Source organism: Streptomyces sp. NBC_01506 (assembly GCF_045040295.1).
In the GTDB taxonomy this organism is placed as follows: Bacteria; Actinomycetota; Actinomycetes; order Streptomycetales; family Streptomycetaceae; genus Streptomyces.
In genome coordinates this window covers 5,611,790-5,629,666 of sequence record NZ_CP109422.1, presented here as the reverse complement: position 1 = coordinate 5,629,666, position 17,877 = coordinate 5,611,790, and the positions used below count along the sequence as shown (strand labels likewise).

The window sequence follows — 17,877 nt, the reverse complement described above, 5'->3', positions numbered from 1 at the left end:
CGACTGCCGCTGACCCGAAGGCGGCCGATGAAGCACACCCGTCGGATACGCGAAACCGCAGGTCACGGCCGTCACGCCAGACCCCGTCGGCTCGGCGCCCTCGCCGCACTCGGCGCACTGACCCTCGCCGCACTCGCCACCGCCAGCGCGACCATCCCGCTGCCCACCCGCGCCTCCGCCGGCCCGGTCTCCACCGCGCACGACTCGACGCTCGCCCCGTGCCGTATCGCCACCGCCTCCGGCGTGCAGATGTCCGAGGGCGTGCCCACCCCCTCCGGCTACTCCCGCTCGACCGGCACGGTCCGCGCGCTCAATCTGATGGTCGACTTCTCGGACGCGCCGGGTCCCGGCAGCGCCGCCGACCGGCTCGGGGAGTTCTTCCCGCAGACGTCGCAGTGGTTCCGTACCAGCTCGTACGGGCGGCTGGACTACCGGCCCGAGGCACCGCTGAAGGACTGGCTGCGGATGCCGCTGCCGTTCGCCGACTACGGGATAGAGCGCGGCGCCCCTTACGAACCCGGCTACCGGCGGCTCGTCCAGGACATCGTGACGGCGGCCGACCCCGAGGTGGACTTCGGCGACTACGACCTCGTCAACATCCTCGTCACCCCCAACGCCGGCCCCTCGGCGCTCGACACCGTCCTGTCCGTGACGTTCTCCGGCAACGGCGAGGCCCCGAAGGCGGACGGCGTCCCGCTCGCCAACACGTCCTTCGTCTACAGCAGGCAGGACGACGGCTCGGGGTCGTACTCACGGACCGGCTACCGCGTCCTGCCGCACGAGAACGGCCATGTCTTCGGCCTCCCCGACCTCTACACGATGGACGGCGGCGGCGCGGTCGGGCACTGGGACATCATGTCCGAGGACTGGGGGGCCAACAACGACCTGCTGGGCTGGCACAAGTGGAAGCTGGGCTGGCTCGACAACGCCCAGATCAGTTGCGCGTCGGCCCCCGGCGAGAGCGTGCACGACCTGACACCGCTGGCCACCGAGGGCGGTCACAAGCTGGCGTTCGTACCGGTCTCCGAGGAGTCCGGTTACGCGGTCGAGGTCCGCACCCGCGCGGGCAACGACGAGGCCGTCTGCAAGCCGGGCGTGCTGATCTACCGGGTCGAGTCCGACGTCGACACGGGGCGCGGTCCGGTGACCGTCTCCGACAGCGCGGAGCGCAGCGGCGGCTGTACGCGGCGGCCCAACGTGCACGCGGAGCTGTCCGACGCGCCGTACGGGCCCGGCGAGACGTTCCGGGACCGGGACAGCGGCATCGGCGTCACGGTGCTCGGCAAGAGCGGGGACGGCGGCTACCGGGTCCGTATCAGCCGGTCCTGAACCAGCCGTCGGGTGTGAACGCCTTGGCGGTCGCCGCCTCGTCACGCCAGTAGGCGTACGGGAGCGACTGACCGCGCAGCCACAGCTCGCCGGTCTCGGGCGACACGCGTGACTCGAGGGTGGGCGTGGCTCGGGGAGCCGCCGCAGGCTCCCCCGTTCCGTCCACCACCAGCGCGCCACCCGCCGCCATCGCGCCGTACACCGCGTCCAGAGCGGCGGTACCTGAGAAGGGGCGGGGCAGCGGCAGGACGGGGGCCGGGCCGAGGCCCGGCAGCTCGCCACGTTCGAGCGCGTCCGCCGCCGCGCGGAACCGGGCGTCCATCGCGGCACCCGCCTGCGCGAGCTGGGTGGCGACGGCTCCCCGGAGGGGATTCGCCGGTGACGCGTAGCCGATGGTGGCGTCGTCCTCCGCGCGGATCTCGATGTCGGGCGGGGCGGCGTACGGATCGGGGGCTGGCAGGTCCTGGGAGCCGAGGACCACCACCCGCTCCCCCGGCCACCCCTGGGCCTGCGCCTGCGCCGACCGCTCACCGTCCACGAGCAGCACGCGGGGCGCGCAGTGGTCCAGTACGCGGCGCAGCTCGTCCGCGCCCCAGGCGGCGTCGAGCGGTACGGCGACCAGCCCGGCGAGCTGGGTGGCCCAGAACGCGGTCTGCCACTCGGGCCGGTCGCCCAGCACGAGGGCCGCGCGGTCGCCGGGCCGCAGGCCGTGGGTGTCCACGAAGTGGTTGGCCAGCGCGGTCGCGGCGGCGAAGAAGTCACCGTACGTAAGGAGGACGGCCCCGTCGCCGCCTACCAAGAAGGGCCGCTCCCCGTACGCCCACGTCGTCTCCACGAACTCCCGCAGGGTGCGCGGCCCGTCCGCGTACATCAGCGAGCCGTTCTCGGCGCGTACGACCTCGAAAGGCGCTCCGGGGGCGGTCAGGGCGGCGGTGTGCGGCACGTGCGTCTCACTTTCCTCGTACCTCGTACCTCGTACCCTCGCAGTGAGTCCACCGAGCGAGGAGTTCCAGTTGCCCAACTTGTACGTCAAGGTCTGCGGTCTGCGGAAGCCCGCCGAGATCGAGGCCGCCGTGGCCGGTGGGGCGGACGCCGTCGGGTTCGTCCTGACGACGAGCCCCCGGCGACTGTCCCCCGCCGAGGCCCGCCCGCTGGCCGCGCTCGTGCCGGCCGGTGTCGCCAAGGTCGGGGTCTTCCGCGGTGAGTCGCTGGACGAGGTGCGCCGGGCGGCGGCCGACGCGGGCGTGGACACCGTCCAACTGCACGGCGGCGAACCGCCGGAGATGTTCGCCGCGCTGCGCGCGGACGGCTTCCGCCTCATCCGCGCCACCTCGCCGCGGTCGGGCGATCCGCTGTCGGCGGGCGCGTACGGCGAGGACGTGCTGATCATCGACTCACCGCGGCCGGGCTCCGGCGAACGCTGGTGCGCGGACTCGCTGCCGCAGCCGCCCACGGGCGCGTGGGTGCTGTCGGGCGGCCTCTCGCCGGACAACGTCGCGGACGCGGTGACGGCGCTGCGGCCGTGGGGCGTCGACGTGTCGAGCGGGGTGGAGAGCAGCCGGGGGGTGAAGGACGTGGCCCTGATCGAGAAGTTCCTGAGGGCCGCGGTGATCGGTACGCCGTGATCCGCCCCCTCCCCACGCGGTGATCAGTCCCCCGGCCGCGCCGGGTGGTCGCCGGGGCCGTGGGTGCGGGGGGCGAGCGGCGTCGGGGACAGGTCCGTGCTCTCCTCGCCCGGTTCGAGCAGGGTGTCGGCCGGGCCCACGATGAGCGGGTCGGGTTCGCCGACCGCCGTCTCGTCCTTCAGGTCGTAATCCACCCGCCACAGCAGGCTGCGCATGGCCTCCAGCCGGCCCCGCTTCTTGTCGTTGTTCTTGACCACACTCCAGGGCGCGTGCGCGGTGTCGGTGGCCCGGAACATGTCGACCTTGGCGTCGGTGTACGCGTCCCACAGGTCGAGCGACGCGAGGTCGGTGGGCGAGAGCTTCCACTGCCGTACGGGGTCGATCTGCCGGATCGCGAAGCGCGTGCGCTGCTCGTCGTGCGAGACCGAGAACCAGAACTTGACGAGCAGGATGCCGTCGTCGGTGAGCATCCGCTCGAACTGGGGCGCCTGGTGGAGGAAGTGCTCGGACTCCTGCGGGGTGCAGAAGCCCATGACGCGCTCGACGCCGGCCCGGTTGTACCAGGAGCGGTCGAAGAAGACGATCTCCCCGGCGGACGGCAGATGCGCGACGTACCGCTGGAAGTACCACTGCCCCGCTTCTCGCTCGGTGGGCTTCTCCAGGGCCACCACGCGGGCGCCACGCGGGTTGAGCCGCTCGGTGAACCGCTGGATGGTGCCGCCCTTGCCCGCGGCGTCCCGGCCCTCGCAGACCACCACCACCCGCTGGCCGGTGTCCTTCACCCAGCGCTGGAGCTTGAGCAGTTCGATCTGGAGCGTGCGCTTCGTCCGCTCGTACTCGCGGCGGCGCATCTTCTTGTCGTACGGGTAGTTCTGCCGCCATGTCCGGATGGGGTGGCCGGACTTGTCGAGCAGGACGGGCTGCTGGGGGTCCCGGTCGTCGACCGTCAGCCCGTCGAGAAGGACACTCTCGGCGTCCTCACCCGGCGGCATGCCCGCGCCCTCCCCGGTAGGGGGTGGTGGCGCTGTTGGGATCGGTGCCGACGGCTTCGTCCTCTTCGAGCGGGGGGAGGTCGACGGTGTAGTGCGCCTCCAGGAAGAGGTCACTGTGCTGAGGACGCGAAACGGACTCATCTGCGGCGGGAAGAGGCGCGGTTCGGACGATACGACGCTGAGAGCTCTGCATCCAAGACCATCCAGGGAAAGGGAGTCGTACGGGCCGCGCGGCCCATTGCCGGGCGACAGCCTCATCCTTACATAGGGCTCGATCTTGACAAGCAAGCCGAAATGCCGACCGGGGTCAGCCCGCCCGCCCGTCGAGGCGGAAGCGGCCGAGTACGCGGTCCACCAACTGGCCCGCCGCGCCGGTGTAGTGGGCCGGATCCGACAGCTCCCGGAGGTCTTCGGCCGAGCGCCGGCCGGCGGGGGGTTCGGCGGGGGCGGGGGCGTCGGCGGGGTCGGGGGCTTCCGTCCGGGCTCCGGCGAGGACTTCGGCGAGGGCTTCGGCCAGGACCTCCGCGAGGTGCCGGCCGGAGGTGGCGGCCTGCGCCGACGCCCGGCCGAGCAGCGCCTTGGCCTCGGCCCGGCCCAGCTCGACGGAGAGCAGGGCGGCGAGCCGTTCGGAGACGACCAGACCGCCGGTGAGTTCCAGATTGGCCCGCATCCGGTCCTCGTGGACGATCAGCCCCTCGGTCAGCTCGGCGGCGGTGTGCGCCGCGCCGCCCGCCAGGCGCAGACAGTCGCGCAGCGGCGCCCATTCGGCGTGCCAGGCGCCGGCGGGCCGCTCGTCGTCGTGGACCGACACCTGCATGAGGGTGCCGACGAGGGAGGGCACCTGGTAGGCGGCGGCGCGGATCAGCGCGGAGAGCGCGGGGTTGCGTTTGTGGGGCATGGCGGAGGACGTGCCGCGGCCCTCGGCGGCCGGTTCGGCCAGCTCGCCCGTCTCGGTGCGGGACAGCAGTTGGACGTCGGCCGCGATGGAGCCGAGCGCGCCGGTCAGCAGGGCGAGCGCCGCCCCGAGGTCGGCGAGAGGGGTACGGACGGTGTGCCAGGGCACGAGCGGTTCGGTGAGGTCCAGTTCGGTGGCGAGCGCGGCGGGCAGCTCCTGGATGTAGCGCGCCCCGCCGTCGTCGGCGGCGGCCGGTGCGTGCAGGAGCGCGTACTGGAGGTATCCGGCCATCGTGCCCGCCGCGCCGCCGAGTTGGACCGGCAGCCCGTGCGCGCGCACCCGGCGCAGCCGGTCCCGTGCGTCGAGTACGCCCTGGAGCCAGCCGGCCGCCTTGAGGCCGAAGGTGGTCGGGACGGCGTGCTGGCCGAGCGTGCGGGCGGCCATGGGGGTGTCGCGGTGCCGGGCGGCGAGACGGGCCAGCGCGTCGGCGGTACGGTCCAGGTCGGCCAGGACGAGGTCCAGGGTGCGGGCGGCGACCAGCATGAGCCCGGTGTCGAGGATGTCCTGGCTGGTGGAGCCCTGGTGGACGCTGTGGGCGGCCTCGGGGTCCTCGGCCGCGACGAGCGCGGTCAGCCGCCGTACGAGGGGGACGACCGGGTTGGCGGCACCACGCGCCTGGACCGCCAGCTCGTACAGGTCGAAGTGCTCGGCCCGCGCGGCCTCCCCGATGGCACGGGCGGCGGCCTCGGAGACGGTACCGAGCCGCGCCTGGACCCGCGCCAGGGCCGCCTCGGTGTCGAGCATGGCGGTCAGACACGCGGCATCGGTGGTCGCGGCCTCGGCGGGGGTGCCGGACCGGACCGGGGAGAAGAGTCCGGTGTCGGCGGCGGGCTGACTGGTCGTCATATCTGATTCCTCGTCAACTCAGTTAGGGAGTAGGCGGCTTCGGTCGGTCCGGCGGACCGGCGGACCGGGCGAAGACGGCCGCGTCGGAGTCTCCCAGGGTCGCCGAGCCGACACCAGGGCGGACCGAGCGACGGTCGGGGCCGGGACGAGGGACCGTACATAAGATCGCAAGTGGCGCAGGTCACCTTCGGCCGGCCGATGACTTTTCCTGCCGCCTCCGGTCATACATGCAAAGCACATCAACACTCGGAGATCGTTCCGCGCCGAGGGATAGGACACCGCCGACATGACCGCACCCGAGAACGGCCCCGCGAGCTACTTCCCCTCGATCGAGAAGAAGTACGGCCGCCCGATCGCCGAGTGGAAGGAGATGATCCGCGCCTCACCCCTGACCAAGCACGCGGAACTCGTCTCCCAGCTCAAATCCGAACACGCCCTGGGCCACGGCCACGCGAACGCCCTGGTGGCCCACACCCTCGCCGAGGACAAGGCAAAGTAGACGACCCGGTCCGGTCCCAGGTCCGGGCCCGGCGGCTTGGCGGGTCTTGGGGGCGTTACCAGCCGTGTTCCGCCAGGGCCGCGGACTCTTCCAGATACCCGAGCAGCCCTTCCCTGGGGTACTCGATGATGTCTTCCGGCAGTTCATGGACGCTGAACCACTGGAGTAGCAAGCATTTCGCGGGTTCGCGGTTGACGGGGTCCCCTGTCCACTCGGTGGCTTCGAAGAAGAACCCGATCCGTTCCACGGCCTCGCTCTGTTTGTGGTGCACGACGTGCACCAGGCGCAGGTGGGCCGGATCAACCTGCACGCCGGTTTCCTCCAGCAGCTCGCGGGCGGCCCCGGCACTGAGGGATTCGCCCTGGTCGAGCTTGCCGGACGGCATGTGCCAGCGGCCGTAGCCGTAGGGGCCTCCGCGCTGGGAGAAGAGGAGTTTGTCTCCGTCGCGCAGGAGGACGTGTGTGTCGATGACGGGTTGGGCGGGGTGCGGATTCATGGTTCCTGGGGGGGGTGTTTGGTGGTGTTGGGGCGGCTGACGTTACCGACGGATGGGGGATCGCGTCGGCGATTGAGGCCGCGACCTGCGTTGGAGTGGCATCGTCGGTGTTCACGATCAGCACCTTCACGTTTGCCGTCATGAGGGTCCGGGCGGTCTCGTCGTACAGGTCGACTTCGCGGCGGGGTGCGGTCGGGTCGAGGTGGAAGCGGTTGCGGGGGCCGCGTGCGGCTATCCGTTCGGCGATGAGGCTGGGGGACGCGGTGAGGATGACGGCCAGGTCCGGCATCAGGACATGGGCGTTCAGGTCCAGCAGGAACTTCAGTGGTACGCCGTCGAGTTGCTGCATGACGAGCGTTGATGCGAGGTACCGGTCGCAGACCACGGTGTCGCCGGCGCTGAGCCGGGGCTCGATCTCGCACTCGATGTGCTCGTACCGATCGGCTGCGACCAGGCAGGCCAGGGCGCGTCCGTGGATGTGACTGAAGTGCTCGCGGATGAAGGCTCCAAGGGGGCTGGTGGTGGGTTCCACGGTCTGGTGGACGGCCCGGCCCCGCTTGGCCAGTTCCCTGGTCAGGACGTGGACGGTGGTGGTCTTCCCGACACCGCTGGGGCCGTCGAGAGCGACGAACAGGCCGCGTGCCGACCTCACGCCGCGGTATCCTGGGTCGGCTGGTTGCGTTCGTGCTGCTCGCGGGTGAGCGTGGCCAGGGTGGTGCGTCCTTTGCTCAGGGGGACGTCGCCGAACTGGATGCCGACGGAGAAGTTGAATTCGTCGCGTCGGCGCATCGACTCATCAGCCCCGTCAGCGGTGAGGTCGACGTCTGCGTAGGCGAGGAGTTTGTCGGGCTCGTGGCCGGCGTCGGTGAGTGTCTTCCACACGGGCGTACCGGGGTAGGGGCGGAACTCGAACACGCTGGCTCGTACGTCGCCGGGGTTGGCGTCGGCGATGCTCCAGAGGTTGCGGATGTGGCGCACGGTCGCCCGGATGTCGTCGTCGGTCTCGCCGGGGAAGCCGAGGATGAAGTACCCCTTCACGCCGATGCCGTGTTCGACAAGGCGGCGGGTGACGCGTTCGGTCATCTCGGCGTCGATGCGCTTGTCCATCGCGCTCAGGATGCGGTCGCTTCCTGATTCGATTCCGAGGGCGACTTCTCGCAGGCCATTGTTGACGAGCAGTTCGAGTTCGGTGTCGTCGAGTCGGTCCAGGACATTGATGCGTCCAGTGGCGTCCCAGACGTACCGTTCGCCGATTTGATGCCGTGTGAAGGCAGCCATCTGCGTAGTGATGACGCGGGAGACGCCGAGGAACAGGTCGTCGACGAACCGGAACGCGGTGACGCCGTACTCGGCGTGCAACATGTCGAGTTCGCCGATGATGTCCTCGGGCTCGCGAACTCTGATCGTGACGTCGGGGTTGGCGCTGACAGCGGCCCCGCAGAAGGTGCAGTTGTACGGGCAGCCCCGGGAACCGACGATGTTGGCTTCCAGATGCCCGGTGCGGGCTGCCCGGGTCAGGAAGTCCGTACCACCGCTCGTCGCGAGGCGGCGGTCGGCCTCGGTGGGCGCGGCCCGGTAGGGATCCTGCGGCAGGAAGGCACGGTTGACGTAGGGCAGGGCGTTGATATCGGGGCCGAGCATGTGCGCAAGCGACTTACCGACCGGGATCCCTACGGCACGAGTCCCGAGCAGGCGGTCACGCCACAGGACCCCAGGCAGTTCACGCCGACGTTGTTCGTCCTCCAGGAGGGCGGCGACACGCAGTTCACCCTCACCGAGCACGAGCGCCCGCAGGTTGGCCATGCGCGGGTCGGCGAGCACACGGTCCGGCATGGCCTTGGCATGGTGGCCGCCGGCCATGAGGGCGATGTCCGGGGCGAGGCCGGCCGCGATACGGGCGGACATCTCGTACGTGGGGGCGAGCAGGTTCATGGCCGCCCACCGGGGTCGCGCGGTGTTGACGAGTTCCGCAGTCTCCGCGATGCCGAGACCGTGGGCTTCAGCGTCGAGGACGCCTACGTTGAAGCCGCCGACTTCCTTCGCGTACGTGGCGATGTATGCCATGCCCAGTACGGGAAGCGTGTAGTCGTTGGTCCGCGGCCGTTCGTCGTAGTCGCGCAGCGGCGCGTTCACGAACAGCGCGTCGAGCGTTCGGGTCGGATCGGCGCCGTGGATCAGCGTTAATCGCGGCATGGAACCTCCAGGTCAGCGGGCATGGGAGCCCCAGGTGAGTGTGGAGAGCGTCAGGGTGTGCAGGGCGGTGCGTTCGAGGCCGGCCATGGCGGTCCACATCGGGCCGAACGACTTGTCCTTCTTGCCGGGCCAAGCGTGGGCGGGCGCGATCTGCGCGGCCCAGGTGCGAACTGCGAGATCGTCGTGCGGGTAGATGCTGAAGTCGCCGGTGTAGTCGGCGGCAGCCGCGGCGGCCGTCCATGGGCCGATGCGCGGGACACTCGTGAGCGCGGCGACCAGTTCGCGCGGGTTCATACGCTGCCAGTGGGCTTGGTGGCGCTCGTAGTGGGTTGCAGCGGCACGCAGGGCGCTGCGGTGGAACTTCGCCCCGACATCAGCGAATTGTTTGTCGTCCAGAGCCAGAACGCGCGTGGCGGTGGGGGCGAGGGACAGCTCACCCGTGGGGCTTTCAAGGGTGGTGCCGTACGCACCGCACCACGCCCGGTACAGCTTGCGGGCCTGCCCGGCACGCACGACCTGCCGCAGGATCGCAGTCGTGACGGCGTCCCACAGCCAGGGATTGGCCAGACGCCGTGTCGGGCCGAGACCGTCAAGGCCCGCCTTGAGCTGGGCGGGGACGCTGTCCGGCAGACAAGAGGGGTTCGTGGTGACGAACAGTGGCTTCATGTTCTCAGCGCCCTGCACACACGTCACGTGCGGACCCTCCACATCCCATGACAGAGCCCAGACACCGGAGGCCGTACGGACAGCTCGTACGTGGGCACCGGCCTGCGTCTCGATCCAGGCGGGGTGATCAGTCGTCAGAACGCCGGGCATGAATTGCTCCTCATCGTGCGTGCGGTTGGTGCGGTTCGTGCGCTGTAGCCTCTCGCGTTTGTCCGGAGAGAGAGGAGAGGACGTGTTGGGCTTCCGGGAGGCTGATGGGGCTCAGTGTGAGTGCGGCGTCGCTGTCGCAGCGGACACAGTCGTGATGGAAGTACAGATCAAGGAAACCGCCGTCGGTGACTGCTTTGAAGGCGGCGCCGAGCCGGCGCATGACCTGCTGGGCCTCGGGCCATTCCGTGAGGTTCCGCCGGACTGTCTGCGCGGGTGCGCCGAGGAGGCGGGCGAGCCGGTCGGCGGTGGTGACGGTGACGTCGCCCAGGGCGACCTTGCCCTGTTCCACCGTGAGGCCGGGTACGTCGAGACCGTGCTCACGCAGCGCGGTGCGCAGGGCTTCGGCGGTCTGGTGGGGCGGTGTTGTGGAGTGGGGGTGCGCATCATCGGTCGTGGTGGTCATGCAATCTCCGGGAGGGTGCGTGGGGCTCAGGCCCGTACGGCGATGGCGGCGGTCAGCGCGAGCACGAGTCCTGTGACGCTGAGGTAGGTGTAGAGGACGTGGACCAGGACGGGGTGTTCGCGGCGAATGGCCTTGAGCGCGGCGAAGACGCGGGAGGCGGGCCTGCGGCTCAAGACAGGCCGTCCGGCTCCGCCGCCTGCCGGCGGTGCAGGGACGCCGGCAGAAGTCGCAGCGGTTCGGTGTCCGCCTGCGGGACGTGCTCGGCGACGCCACAGCCATGCGGAAGCTCGCCGCCACCGGTTCCCGAACGGCCGCGAGGAACGAGCACGAGCGTCGGCCGCCGGTCGCGGTGGGCCATCAGACACTCCCCGGCCCGACCGGAACCGTGCACCAGGTGCAGGTGCCTTTACGCCCCCAGTCGCGGGCGAAGTACGCGACGAGCCGCATCCCCCGCCCGCCCTCGTCCTCCGGCCCCGCCTCCCGCACCTCCGGCGCACCGGGCGAGTGGTCGTCGACCTCGATCAGTACATCGCCGTCGGCGTCACAAGTGACCTGGAACGACACCGAGTTGGCGTTGCCGTGGACGATCGCGTTGGTGACGATCTCGCTGACCAGCAGTTGCACGGTGCCGATCGTGTCGCGGTCCCTGACGCCTGCCTCAGACAGAACGACGGTCGTGATGCGACGCGCGTGCTCCACATGCCTGGGATCCGCATTGAACGAGATCGCAGCGTGCGCGCTTTTCATCGGCCCTCTCCAAGTAGCCGTCTCGACAACCACCAGGCTGATGCTGTCCAGGCGACTTGGTAGCCACCGGAAGAGGAAAACAGCAGCGTGTGGTGTCAGAGGCATCAGATGCACAGGAATTCCCTCCGCGATCGTGGAACGCCCAGCCCTGGCCGGGAACGGGGCTCGCGTTCCTCTGATACCGCCGATTACGCGCCTACCTAAAGGAAGGAAGGCATGGCCGCTTCGACGGCTGCGGCGTCAACTCCGTTAGGCAGGAAGGACCCTGGCTGATTCCGCTTCTTGACCGTACGGTCGGCGCAGATGGAGTAGGACTGACTGTGGGTACGCGTTAGTTAACCGAACGCATCGGGGAGCCTCATGACCAACAAGGCGCCTGCACGGCACAGGGCGGCCACCGGCATCGTCGCCGGGTTCGTGCTGCGCCTGGCCAGGGAGAGCATTCCTCGGACCCAGACCGACTTGGCCGAGGCCCTGAGGGTCGACCTGGCTACCGTCCAAGGGCGTGAGTCCGGACGTCGCCCTCTGGCCCACATGAAGGCAGGTGCGTTCCTGGACCTGCGTCGCCGGCTATTGGCGTTGGGCTCGGACCCCACCCTTCTCGGGCTTCTGGACGCTGCCATGGACGCGGATCGCATCCTTGGCGCAACGCTGGTGGCGTCAGCCGACACGCAGCGTCACCCCCTCGCCGACTGGGTACACACCCGAGACACCGCGCACATGATCGCGTGGGCACTGAACGGCACCCTTCCGCCCGCCCTTTCGGGCCGTCCGGCCAAAGCTCGCCGGGGGCCCGTGGCTCCCGCACCCCTCCTTCGCGCGCCGGATCGCAGTCTGTTCTTCTCACGCCTCCGGGACTCGGCCGAGTCCGCCGCACTTGCCGGCGGAGATGGACTACTGCTGCACCGACAGGCGCTCTACCTCAGTTCCTACGACAGGACTTCAGAAGCGACCTCGTGGACTGCGAATGCCGTGCACACGCGCCGTGACCTCCTTGGCGCACGTGGTTGGACACCCCACTGGGCGGCGGCCAGGTCCACCGCCACGGCATTAGCTCGCTTGGGTGACCGCCAGCCACTTCTTGACTTCATCGATCGAGCGGTGATCGATGACGACACAGCGGAGACCGCGAATCTCAACTACTGGGCCTACTGGTTCGGAGCATTGCGTCAACCGCAAGCGAACGACGCGTTCATGCGTCGCTGCGGCCCATCCGAATGGGAGCCGGTCGCTCTGCTGCGCAGCCTCGTGGATGGGCTTCATCGAGCCCCCGGCTACGTCGATCTTTATGCACACTCGCTGTGGGCCTTGCTGTCAGCTCATCCCTGGCTTCCGCTCGCGTCTCCCGATCTGGCCAACAGGCTCAGCGAGCGGACCGGACAACTCCTCGATGATCGCCTGATCTCCCCGCGATCACGGCAGGAACTGGCCGCCGTGTATTACGTTTTGCGAGGGAACCACACGTGACAGACCGGAGGACACACCACATGGCCGATGACACAGGGCAGGCGAAAGGCACCGCAGGCTTCCTGCTGGAAATGGGAATGCTCAAGCGGGCCAAGCGAAGCGGGTGGTGGATCACCGGAGTCAAGGACCCCGAGACGATCGCCGAACACAGCTTCCGCGTCGCCCTCATCGGCTCGGTGCTCGCCATGATGGAGGGGGCCGACCCGGCGAAGACTGCTCTCCTCGGCCTGTGGCACGACACCCAGGAGACCCGCATCAGCGATATCCCACACATCGGCCGCCGCTACCTGGACGCCGCCTCCAACGAAAAGGTCACAGCAGACCAGGTCTCCGCAGCCCACCCGGCAGTACGAGAAGGCGCCCAGCGCATCGTCGAGGAGTACGAAAACGGCGACTCGCTCGAAGTGATCTGCGCGCACGACGCCGACAAGCTCGAATGCCTCATCCAAGCCGTCGAGTACCGCGAGCAGGGCTACTCGAACGTCCAAGGCTGGATCGACAGCAGCCTCCAGAAACTCAAGACCGCATCCGCTCAAGCACTCGCCGAGGCCGCGTTGGACATGACGTCGGTGGAATGGCAGAACACCTACCTCCGCTGACGCAACCGCCGTCCCGCCCTGGACGCCTACGCGAAGCAGTCATGCCAGGCCACTCCGCGCGGCATGAGCCTCCAGACATCAGACCGCCGTTACAGGCCAAAGGCTCTGGAACTCGCAGACGCAGCCGCGGAGGCACGCACATCGGCGGGTACGACCAGGCTGCCTACCGGTTCCATGTCGCCCACGTGCTGTACGAGACCCACGACCTACCGGGCTCGATCGCGGCCCTGAAGACGGCGCTGCGGGCACAGCCGAAACAGGAACGCCAGGGGCGGGTGCACTTCAACGCGGTCATGGCCCAACGCCAGCACATCGCTCCGTACCAGAAGGTGCGAGCGGTACGGGAACTTGGCGCGCGGGCTCAGCGGGTCGCAGCGCAGGGGGGATGACGTGGCAGCGTGCCCACTTGCTGGCCGGTCGGGCGCGTTACAGACGGGGCGTTCCGCTCCCCCACCGACCGCACCCCGCCCCCGGCGACCTGGTTCGCCGGGGGCGGGGAGGGGATCGGGGGGAGTTACGGCGTGAGCACCTGGCCGATGCGCAGGCCCGCAGGGGCGCCCAGCGCCGTCGTGCCGTAGTAGAGGCCGGAGCTGGGGACGATGCCGCTCGTGCTGCTGTTGTCCAACTGGAGGATCGTGCCGTTGTTCGCGTCCTCGCCGTCCGCGCCGATCGCCAGGTCGGCCCGGCTGTAGCCCGACAGGTCGGTCAGTGAGACCGACGAGCCGAGGCGGTCGTCGGTCTCGGTGGCGCCCGGGACACCCGTGGTGTCCTGGTGGTACGCGGCCGAGCCGGTGGCCGTCGGGCCGGTTGACGAGCCGCGCAGGAGGATGACCTGGCCCGCGTTGGTGCGGGCGACCGCGCTGCGGGTGATGTCCTCGCCCGGCAGGCCGGTGAGGATGTCGTCGTAGCCGTCGAGGTTGACGTCGCCCACCGAGACGGACGCGCCCATGTCGTCGCCGGTCTCGCCGGTGTCCGGGACGCCGGTGGTGTCCTGGCCGAAGCTCTTGCGTCCGGTCGAGGTCAGGCCGGTCGACGAGCCGAAGACGGCCGTGACCGCGCCGCCCTTGAGGGTGTGCCCGGACTCCGTGGTGCTCGGCTGGCCGACCGCGAGGTCGGTGTAGCCGTCGCCGTTGAGGTCGCCCGCCGCGAGCGAGCGCCCGCCGCGAGCGTCCAGGACGCCGGCGCGCTGGAGCCCGGTCGCCGAGCCCTTGAGCCACAGCAGCCGGCCGACACCGCCCGGGTCGCGGAAGTTGATGGCGGCGTCCGCGTAGCCGTCCTTGTTGAAGTCACCGCTGACGGCCGAGGCGTAGCTGGTGGCGGCGGTGTACGCCGTGGAGTTCAGGTAACCGGACTTGGCCGCACCGGACTTGCCGTCCCACGCCCACCAGCGGCCCGGCTTGCCCGGGGCGACGGAGAGGATGTCCGCGTTGCCGTCGGCGTTGAAGTCACCGGAGGTGACGGTGGCGCCCAGCTTCTCACCGGCGGTACGGGTCGCGGCATCGGTCCAGTACCCCTTGCCGCTATTCAGGCCGGGGCCGTTGAGCACCGCCACCGTGCCGGTGTCGGTCTGGCCGGTCGTGCCGTTCTCGCCGGGCGAGCCGACGATCAGGTCGGCGTATCCGTCGCCGTTGACGTCGCCCCACGCGTTGGCGGAGCCGAAGAGGTCGCCGGCCTCGGAGTTGCCGGGGACGCCGGGGCTGCCCTGGTTGAGGGTCTTGCGCGCCGCCGAGCCCGGTCCGTCCGTCGTACCCGGCAGGATCGTGACGCTTCCGTCGCTGCTCGCGGCCCGGGGCAGTCCGGCCACCAGGTCGTTGATGCCGTCCCTGTTGAAGTCGGCGCTCGGGACGGCGGAGTTACGGCCCGGACCGGCGGCGAAATCGCGGATCGCGGGGAGCTTCGCGTACAGGTTCTTGCCCGGACACGCGGTCGCGAAGGCGTCGCGGTGGCCGGAGATCACGCTCATCGTGGCCTGCTGGCCCTCGGTGTACTTGCCGGTGTCGCCCTGCGCGACGAGTGTCACGGAACCCTTCGGGTTACCGCCGTACTGGCCCAGCTTCCAGGCCGCGAGGCGCGCGGCGGACTGCTGGGCGGCGGTGGTCGGCCGGCCCGCGGCCTTGCCGGTGGCGGTGTCGCCCTCGAAGTCGCCGAGCAGCGCGATGCCGGTGGAGTAGCTGTTGAAGCCGAAGGTGTGCGCGCCCTTGACCGGCAGGTCGACGCCGCCGCCGCGGCCCTCGAAGATCCGGCCGCACTTGTCGACCAGGAAGTTGTAGCCGAGGTCGTTCCAGCCCTCCGTCTTGACGTGGTACGTCATGATGCCGCGGATCACGGCTGCGGATTCGGCGCAACTGTAGTTGTTGGAGCCGACGGTGTGATGGATGTAGACCGCCTGCACCTTGTCGATGTACTCCGCCGGGTCGGCGACCATCGACTCGTCCGCGCCCCACTGGGCACGCTCGATGATCGGCGGGCGCTTCACCGTCGACGGCGGCGCGGTCGGCTTCGTGGGTGTCGGCGTGGGGTCCGGGCCGGGCGTCGCCGTGTCCGTCGGGGTGGGAGGGCCGGTGTCGGTCGGGGTCGGGGTCGGGCTGCTGGTCTCGGTCGACGTCGGCGTCGGCGAATCCGTCGGCTCCGCGAACGCGGCGTTGTCCAGGACCGGGTCCGCCGGGTTCTTGGCCTCCGCCGCGCTCACTCCGGGGTCGACTATGTGCAGCTTCAGGTTCTTGGGCAGCGTCCTGCCCGACTCCACCCGTACCCGCACCGCCGTGGACGGCCCGACCCACAGCGGCTCGGAGGCGCCGCGTGCCTTGCCCTCCGGGGTGTCCGGTCCGTGCGAGTCCAGTTCCAGGGTCTGCCAGGGGGACCACTTGCCGGACTTGGCCTCCCGGGTACGCACCTGAGCCGTGCCCTTGATGTCGGCCGTGGCGCTGTCCCAGCCGATACCCACCAGCGAGAACGGCTCCGTGCTGGTGCTCGGCAGCTCCCGCTCCGTGGCCCCGCCCTCGGACAGCGGGACCGTGTGAACCTCCGCCGCCCGCTTCTGGGGGCCGGACTTACCCGGGCTCTCGGGCGGATTGGCTATGGCGACCGTGACCACTCCGGCGCCCCCGAGGACGACGGCTCCGACGGTCAGCCACACCCGGCGTTTCATGCTCAGACTTCGGTACGCGTGCGACGTACGCGGGCTCAATTGCCCCACCCCTCTGGAAGTTCACTTGAGGCGCACCCGTCACATGAGCGGCCTGACCTACCCAGCGCACCCCACCCCCCAAACGTCACTCCCTCGAAATGTCATATGGTCACGAACCTGGGGTGAGAGACGGACCTGTGAGTGAAGGCGCTGTGACGCTTCACAGCCCGCGCACGCAGACGTAGGTGCTGGGCGGTACGGAATTGGCACTGAGAGGGAAGTGTGGGGGCGTACGACGCGGAACTCGGTGCTGCCGTCGAGCGGGCTCAGCAGGGGGACGCGGAAGGGTTCACGATCGCGTACCGACTGGTGCAGCCGGGCCTGATCGCGTACGTCCGGGGCCTCGTCGGGGACGATGCCGAGGACGTGGCCTCGGACTCCTGGCTGGAGATCTCGCGCGACCTGGGCCGCTTCCGGGGCGACGGCGCGGGATTCCGGGGCTGGACGGCGACCATCGCCCGGCACCGCGCCCTGGACCATCTGCGCAGGCAGAAGCGGCGTCCGCGTACCTCACTGCTGGAACAGGACATGCTGGAACTGCCCGGCGGCCACGACACCGCCGACGCCGCTCTCGAAACACTCTCCACCGAGCAGGCGCTCGAACTGATCGGCGGGCTGCCGCGCGACCAGGCGGAAGCCGTGCTGCTGCGCGTGGTCGTGGGGCTCGACGGGCCCGCGACCGCGCGGGTGCTGGGCAAGCGCCCCGGCGCCGTACGCACCGCCGCGCACCGGGGGCTGAAGGCACTGGCGGGTCGTCTCACCAGGGCCGGAGCGGACGGTGTGACGCCTGGGGCGGAGCGCACGCTGAAGGATGAGACATGAATCCCGAACGGGAAGACCCCCGTCCCCCCGAGCTTGAGGCGCTGCTCGAAGCGGCGCGCCGCCCCGGCGCGCTCGACGCGACCGCCGAGGAGCGGGCGCTCCGGTCCTTCCGTACGGTGCGCGACAGCGGCGAGCACCTGGCGCCGCCGCGCTGGCGGCGCCGGACGCGGGACGACTGGCGGCCCGCCGGTGAGCTTCGGCGGGCCCGGTCGCTCAAGGCCGTGCTGGCGGGTGTCCTCGCGGCGGCGGCGCTCGGCGGGGTCGCGGTGGCGGCGGGGAAGGGTGTCATCCCGTCGCCGTTCGGGAGCGGCGAAGCGGAGCCGAAGCCGGGGCGCAGCGCGCCCGAAGTACCCGGCGGGGGCGGGCGATCGGCCGATGACGGGCGTGGGGAGGGCACACCACGGCGTACGGCGGGGCCCGCCCCATCGGCCTCGAACGAGTACGACTCCGAGCACGAGTCCCCGAAGCAACGCCCGGGAACGGCGCGGGACACCGTCGCGCACTGCCGCGTCTACCTGAAGGCGGTGGAGCGGCGCGGCGAGGCGCCCGCGAGCGTGGCCATGGCCCGTATCGAGGAAGCGGCGGGCGGCCCGGAGGCCGTACCGGCCTACTGCGAGCGGCTGTTGGCCGCCGGGAGTGGGAAGGGGCCAGGCTCGAACCCGGCCTCGAAACCGGCCTCCACCCCGAATCCGGCCTCCACCTCGGCGGGGAAGACAAGCCCGGCGGATCGCGGAAAACCGGCGAAGAAGGACGCGCCGACGCAGGCCGCCCACCCGAGCGCGGCGCGAAACGCGTCGCGCGGCGCCTCTTGACTGTTTGCTATAGCAGGCGCATGGTTACG

Annotated in this window: 19 protein-coding genes and 1 pseudogene; 8 read left to right on the top strand and 12 right to left on the bottom strand. The window is 70.3% G+C overall.

All coding sequences use genetic code 11. The features are described from left to right. The first annotated feature begins 27 nt into the window (after nucleotides 1–27). Nucleotides 28–1,329, top strand: a complete 1,302-nt coding sequence (locus OG329_RS25030; protein ID WP_405798239.1) for a M6 family metalloprotease domain-containing protein — start codon at nucleotides 28–30, stop codon at nucleotides 1,327–1,329. Here OG329_RS25030 and OG329_RS25025 read toward each other — a convergent pair. Then, nucleotides 1,316–2,272, bottom strand: a complete 957-nt coding sequence (locus OG329_RS25025) for an AMP-binding protein (RefSeq protein WP_405798238.1) — start codon at nucleotides 2,270–2,272, stop codon at nucleotides 1,316–1,318. The two genes, OG329_RS25030 and OG329_RS25025, sit on opposite strands and share 14 nt — an antisense overlap. 43 nt (nucleotides 2,273–2,315) lie before the next feature. Here OG329_RS25025 and OG329_RS25020 point away from each other — a divergent pair, with 43 nt between their 5' ends. Continuing rightward, the gene (locus tag OG329_RS25020; RefSeq protein WP_405798236.1) at nucleotides 2,316–2,954 is read left to right on the top strand and encodes a phosphoribosylanthranilate isomerase; all 639 of its coding nucleotides are present in this window, start codon (nucleotides 2,316–2,318) and stop codon (nucleotides 2,952–2,954) included. A 23-nt stretch (nucleotides 2,955–2,977) separates the two neighbouring features. Here the strand turns inward: OG329_RS25020 and ppk2 are convergent, their stop codons facing one another. Continuing rightward, complete coding sequence (ppk2, locus tag OG329_RS25015) at nucleotides 2,978–3,946, bottom strand: polyphosphate kinase 2 (protein WP_405798234.1); 969 nt, start codon at nucleotides 3,944–3,946, stop codon at nucleotides 2,978–2,980. A gap of 307 nt (nucleotides 3,947–4,253) precedes the next feature. After that, entirely contained in the window at nucleotides 4,254–5,747 is a 1,494-nt protein-coding gene (pcaB, locus tag OG329_RS25010) for a 3-carboxy-cis,cis-muconate cycloisomerase (RefSeq protein ID WP_405798233.1), read from the bottom strand. Between the two features lie 286 nt (nucleotides 5,748–6,033). Between pcaB and OG329_RS25005 the strand changes: the two genes are divergently transcribed. Next, nucleotides 6,034–6,246: a DUF4287 domain-containing protein gene (locus tag OG329_RS25005; RefSeq protein WP_405798231.1), complete on the top strand. Its 213-nt coding sequence runs from the start codon at nucleotides 6,034–6,036 to the stop codon at nucleotides 6,244–6,246. A 55-nt stretch (nucleotides 6,247–6,301) separates the two neighbouring features. On the opposite strand, the gene OG329_RS25000 is transcribed toward OG329_RS25005, so the two are convergent. The 8 genes and pseudogenes from OG329_RS25000 to OG329_RS24965 form a co-directional block, all read right to left on the bottom strand. After that, the gene (locus tag OG329_RS25000) at nucleotides 6,302–6,742 is read right to left on the bottom strand and encodes an NUDIX domain-containing protein (RefSeq protein WP_405798230.1); all 441 of its coding nucleotides are present in this window, start codon (nucleotides 6,740–6,742) and stop codon (nucleotides 6,302–6,304) included. A 163-nt stretch (nucleotides 6,743–6,905) separates the two neighbouring features. Next, a pseudogene (gene tmk, locus OG329_RS24995) lies at nucleotides 6,906–7,394 on the bottom strand (dTMP kinase); the annotation flags it as partial. Then, nucleotides 7,391–8,935, bottom strand: coding sequence for a B12-binding domain-containing radical SAM protein (locus OG329_RS24990; RefSeq protein ID WP_405798229.1), 1,545 nt, complete (start codon nucleotides 8,933–8,935; stop codon nucleotides 7,391–7,393). The gene OG329_RS24990 and the pseudogene tmk, both read right to left, overlap by 4 nt. 12 nt (nucleotides 8,936–8,947) lie before the next feature. Further along, nucleotides 8,948–9,751 carry a hypothetical protein gene (locus tag OG329_RS24985; protein WP_405798228.1) on the bottom strand — a complete coding sequence of 268 codons (804 nt, stop codon included), beginning with the start codon at nucleotides 9,749–9,751 and terminating at the stop codon, nucleotides 8,948–8,950. A 10-nt stretch (nucleotides 9,752–9,761) separates the two neighbouring features. Continuing rightward, nucleotides 9,762–10,214, bottom strand: coding sequence for a hypothetical protein (locus OG329_RS24980; RefSeq protein WP_405798226.1), 453 nt, complete (start codon nucleotides 10,212–10,214; stop codon nucleotides 9,762–9,764). Between the two features lie 26 nt (nucleotides 10,215–10,240). After that, nucleotides 10,241–10,387 carry a hypothetical protein gene (locus OG329_RS24975; RefSeq protein WP_405798225.1) on the bottom strand — a complete coding sequence of 49 codons (147 nt, stop codon included), beginning with the start codon at nucleotides 10,385–10,387 and terminating at the stop codon, nucleotides 10,241–10,243. Beyond that, the gene (locus tag OG329_RS24970; protein ID WP_405798224.1) at nucleotides 10,384–10,572 is read right to left on the bottom strand and encodes a hypothetical protein; all 189 of its coding nucleotides are present in this window, start codon (nucleotides 10,570–10,572) and stop codon (nucleotides 10,384–10,386) included. Before OG329_RS24970 ends, OG329_RS24975 begins: the two co-directional genes overlap by 4 nt. Then, nucleotides 10,572–10,961, bottom strand: coding sequence for an ATP-binding protein (locus OG329_RS24965; RefSeq protein ID WP_405798223.1), 390 nt, complete (start codon nucleotides 10,959–10,961; stop codon nucleotides 10,572–10,574). Before OG329_RS24965 ends, OG329_RS24970 begins: the two co-directional genes overlap by 1 nt. A gap of 360 nt (nucleotides 10,962–11,321) precedes the next feature. On the opposite strand from OG329_RS24965, the gene OG329_RS24960 reads away from it, so the two are divergent. From OG329_RS24960 to OG329_RS24950, 3 genes are all read left to right on the top strand, one after another. After that, entirely contained in the window at nucleotides 11,322–12,428 is a 1,107-nt protein-coding gene (locus tag OG329_RS24960; protein ID WP_405798221.1) for an XRE family transcriptional regulator, read from the top strand. A 20-nt stretch (nucleotides 12,429–12,448) separates the two neighbouring features. Then, entirely contained in the window at nucleotides 12,449–13,027 is a 579-nt protein-coding gene (locus tag OG329_RS24955) for an HD family hydrolase (protein WP_405798220.1), read from the top strand. A gap of 185 nt (nucleotides 13,028–13,212) precedes the next feature. Beyond that, nucleotides 13,213–13,416, top strand: coding sequence for a hypothetical protein (locus OG329_RS24950; RefSeq protein WP_405798219.1), 204 nt, complete (start codon nucleotides 13,213–13,215; stop codon nucleotides 13,414–13,416). A gap of 125 nt (nucleotides 13,417–13,541) precedes the next feature. Here OG329_RS24950 and OG329_RS24945 read toward each other — a convergent pair whose 3' ends face one another. Next, nucleotides 13,542–16,175 carry an FG-GAP-like repeat-containing protein gene (locus OG329_RS24945; RefSeq protein ID WP_405798217.1) on the bottom strand — a complete coding sequence of 878 codons (2,634 nt, stop codon included), beginning with the start codon at nucleotides 16,173–16,175 and terminating at the stop codon, nucleotides 13,542–13,544. Between the two features lie 261 nt (nucleotides 16,176–16,436). Here OG329_RS24945 and OG329_RS24940 point away from each other — a divergent pair, with 261 nt between their 5' ends. Both OG329_RS24940 and OG329_RS24935 read left to right on the top strand, forming a co-directional pair. Next, entirely contained in the window at nucleotides 16,437–17,036 is a 600-nt protein-coding gene (locus OG329_RS24940) for an RNA polymerase sigma factor (RefSeq protein WP_405798215.1), read from the top strand. Next, on the top strand, nucleotides 17,033–17,848 hold the full coding sequence (locus OG329_RS24935) for a hypothetical protein (protein WP_405798213.1): 816 nt from the start codon (nucleotides 17,033–17,035) through the stop codon (nucleotides 17,846–17,848). Before OG329_RS24940 ends, OG329_RS24935 begins: the two co-directional genes overlap by 4 nt. Nucleotides 17,849–17,877: the final 29 nt, after the last annotated feature.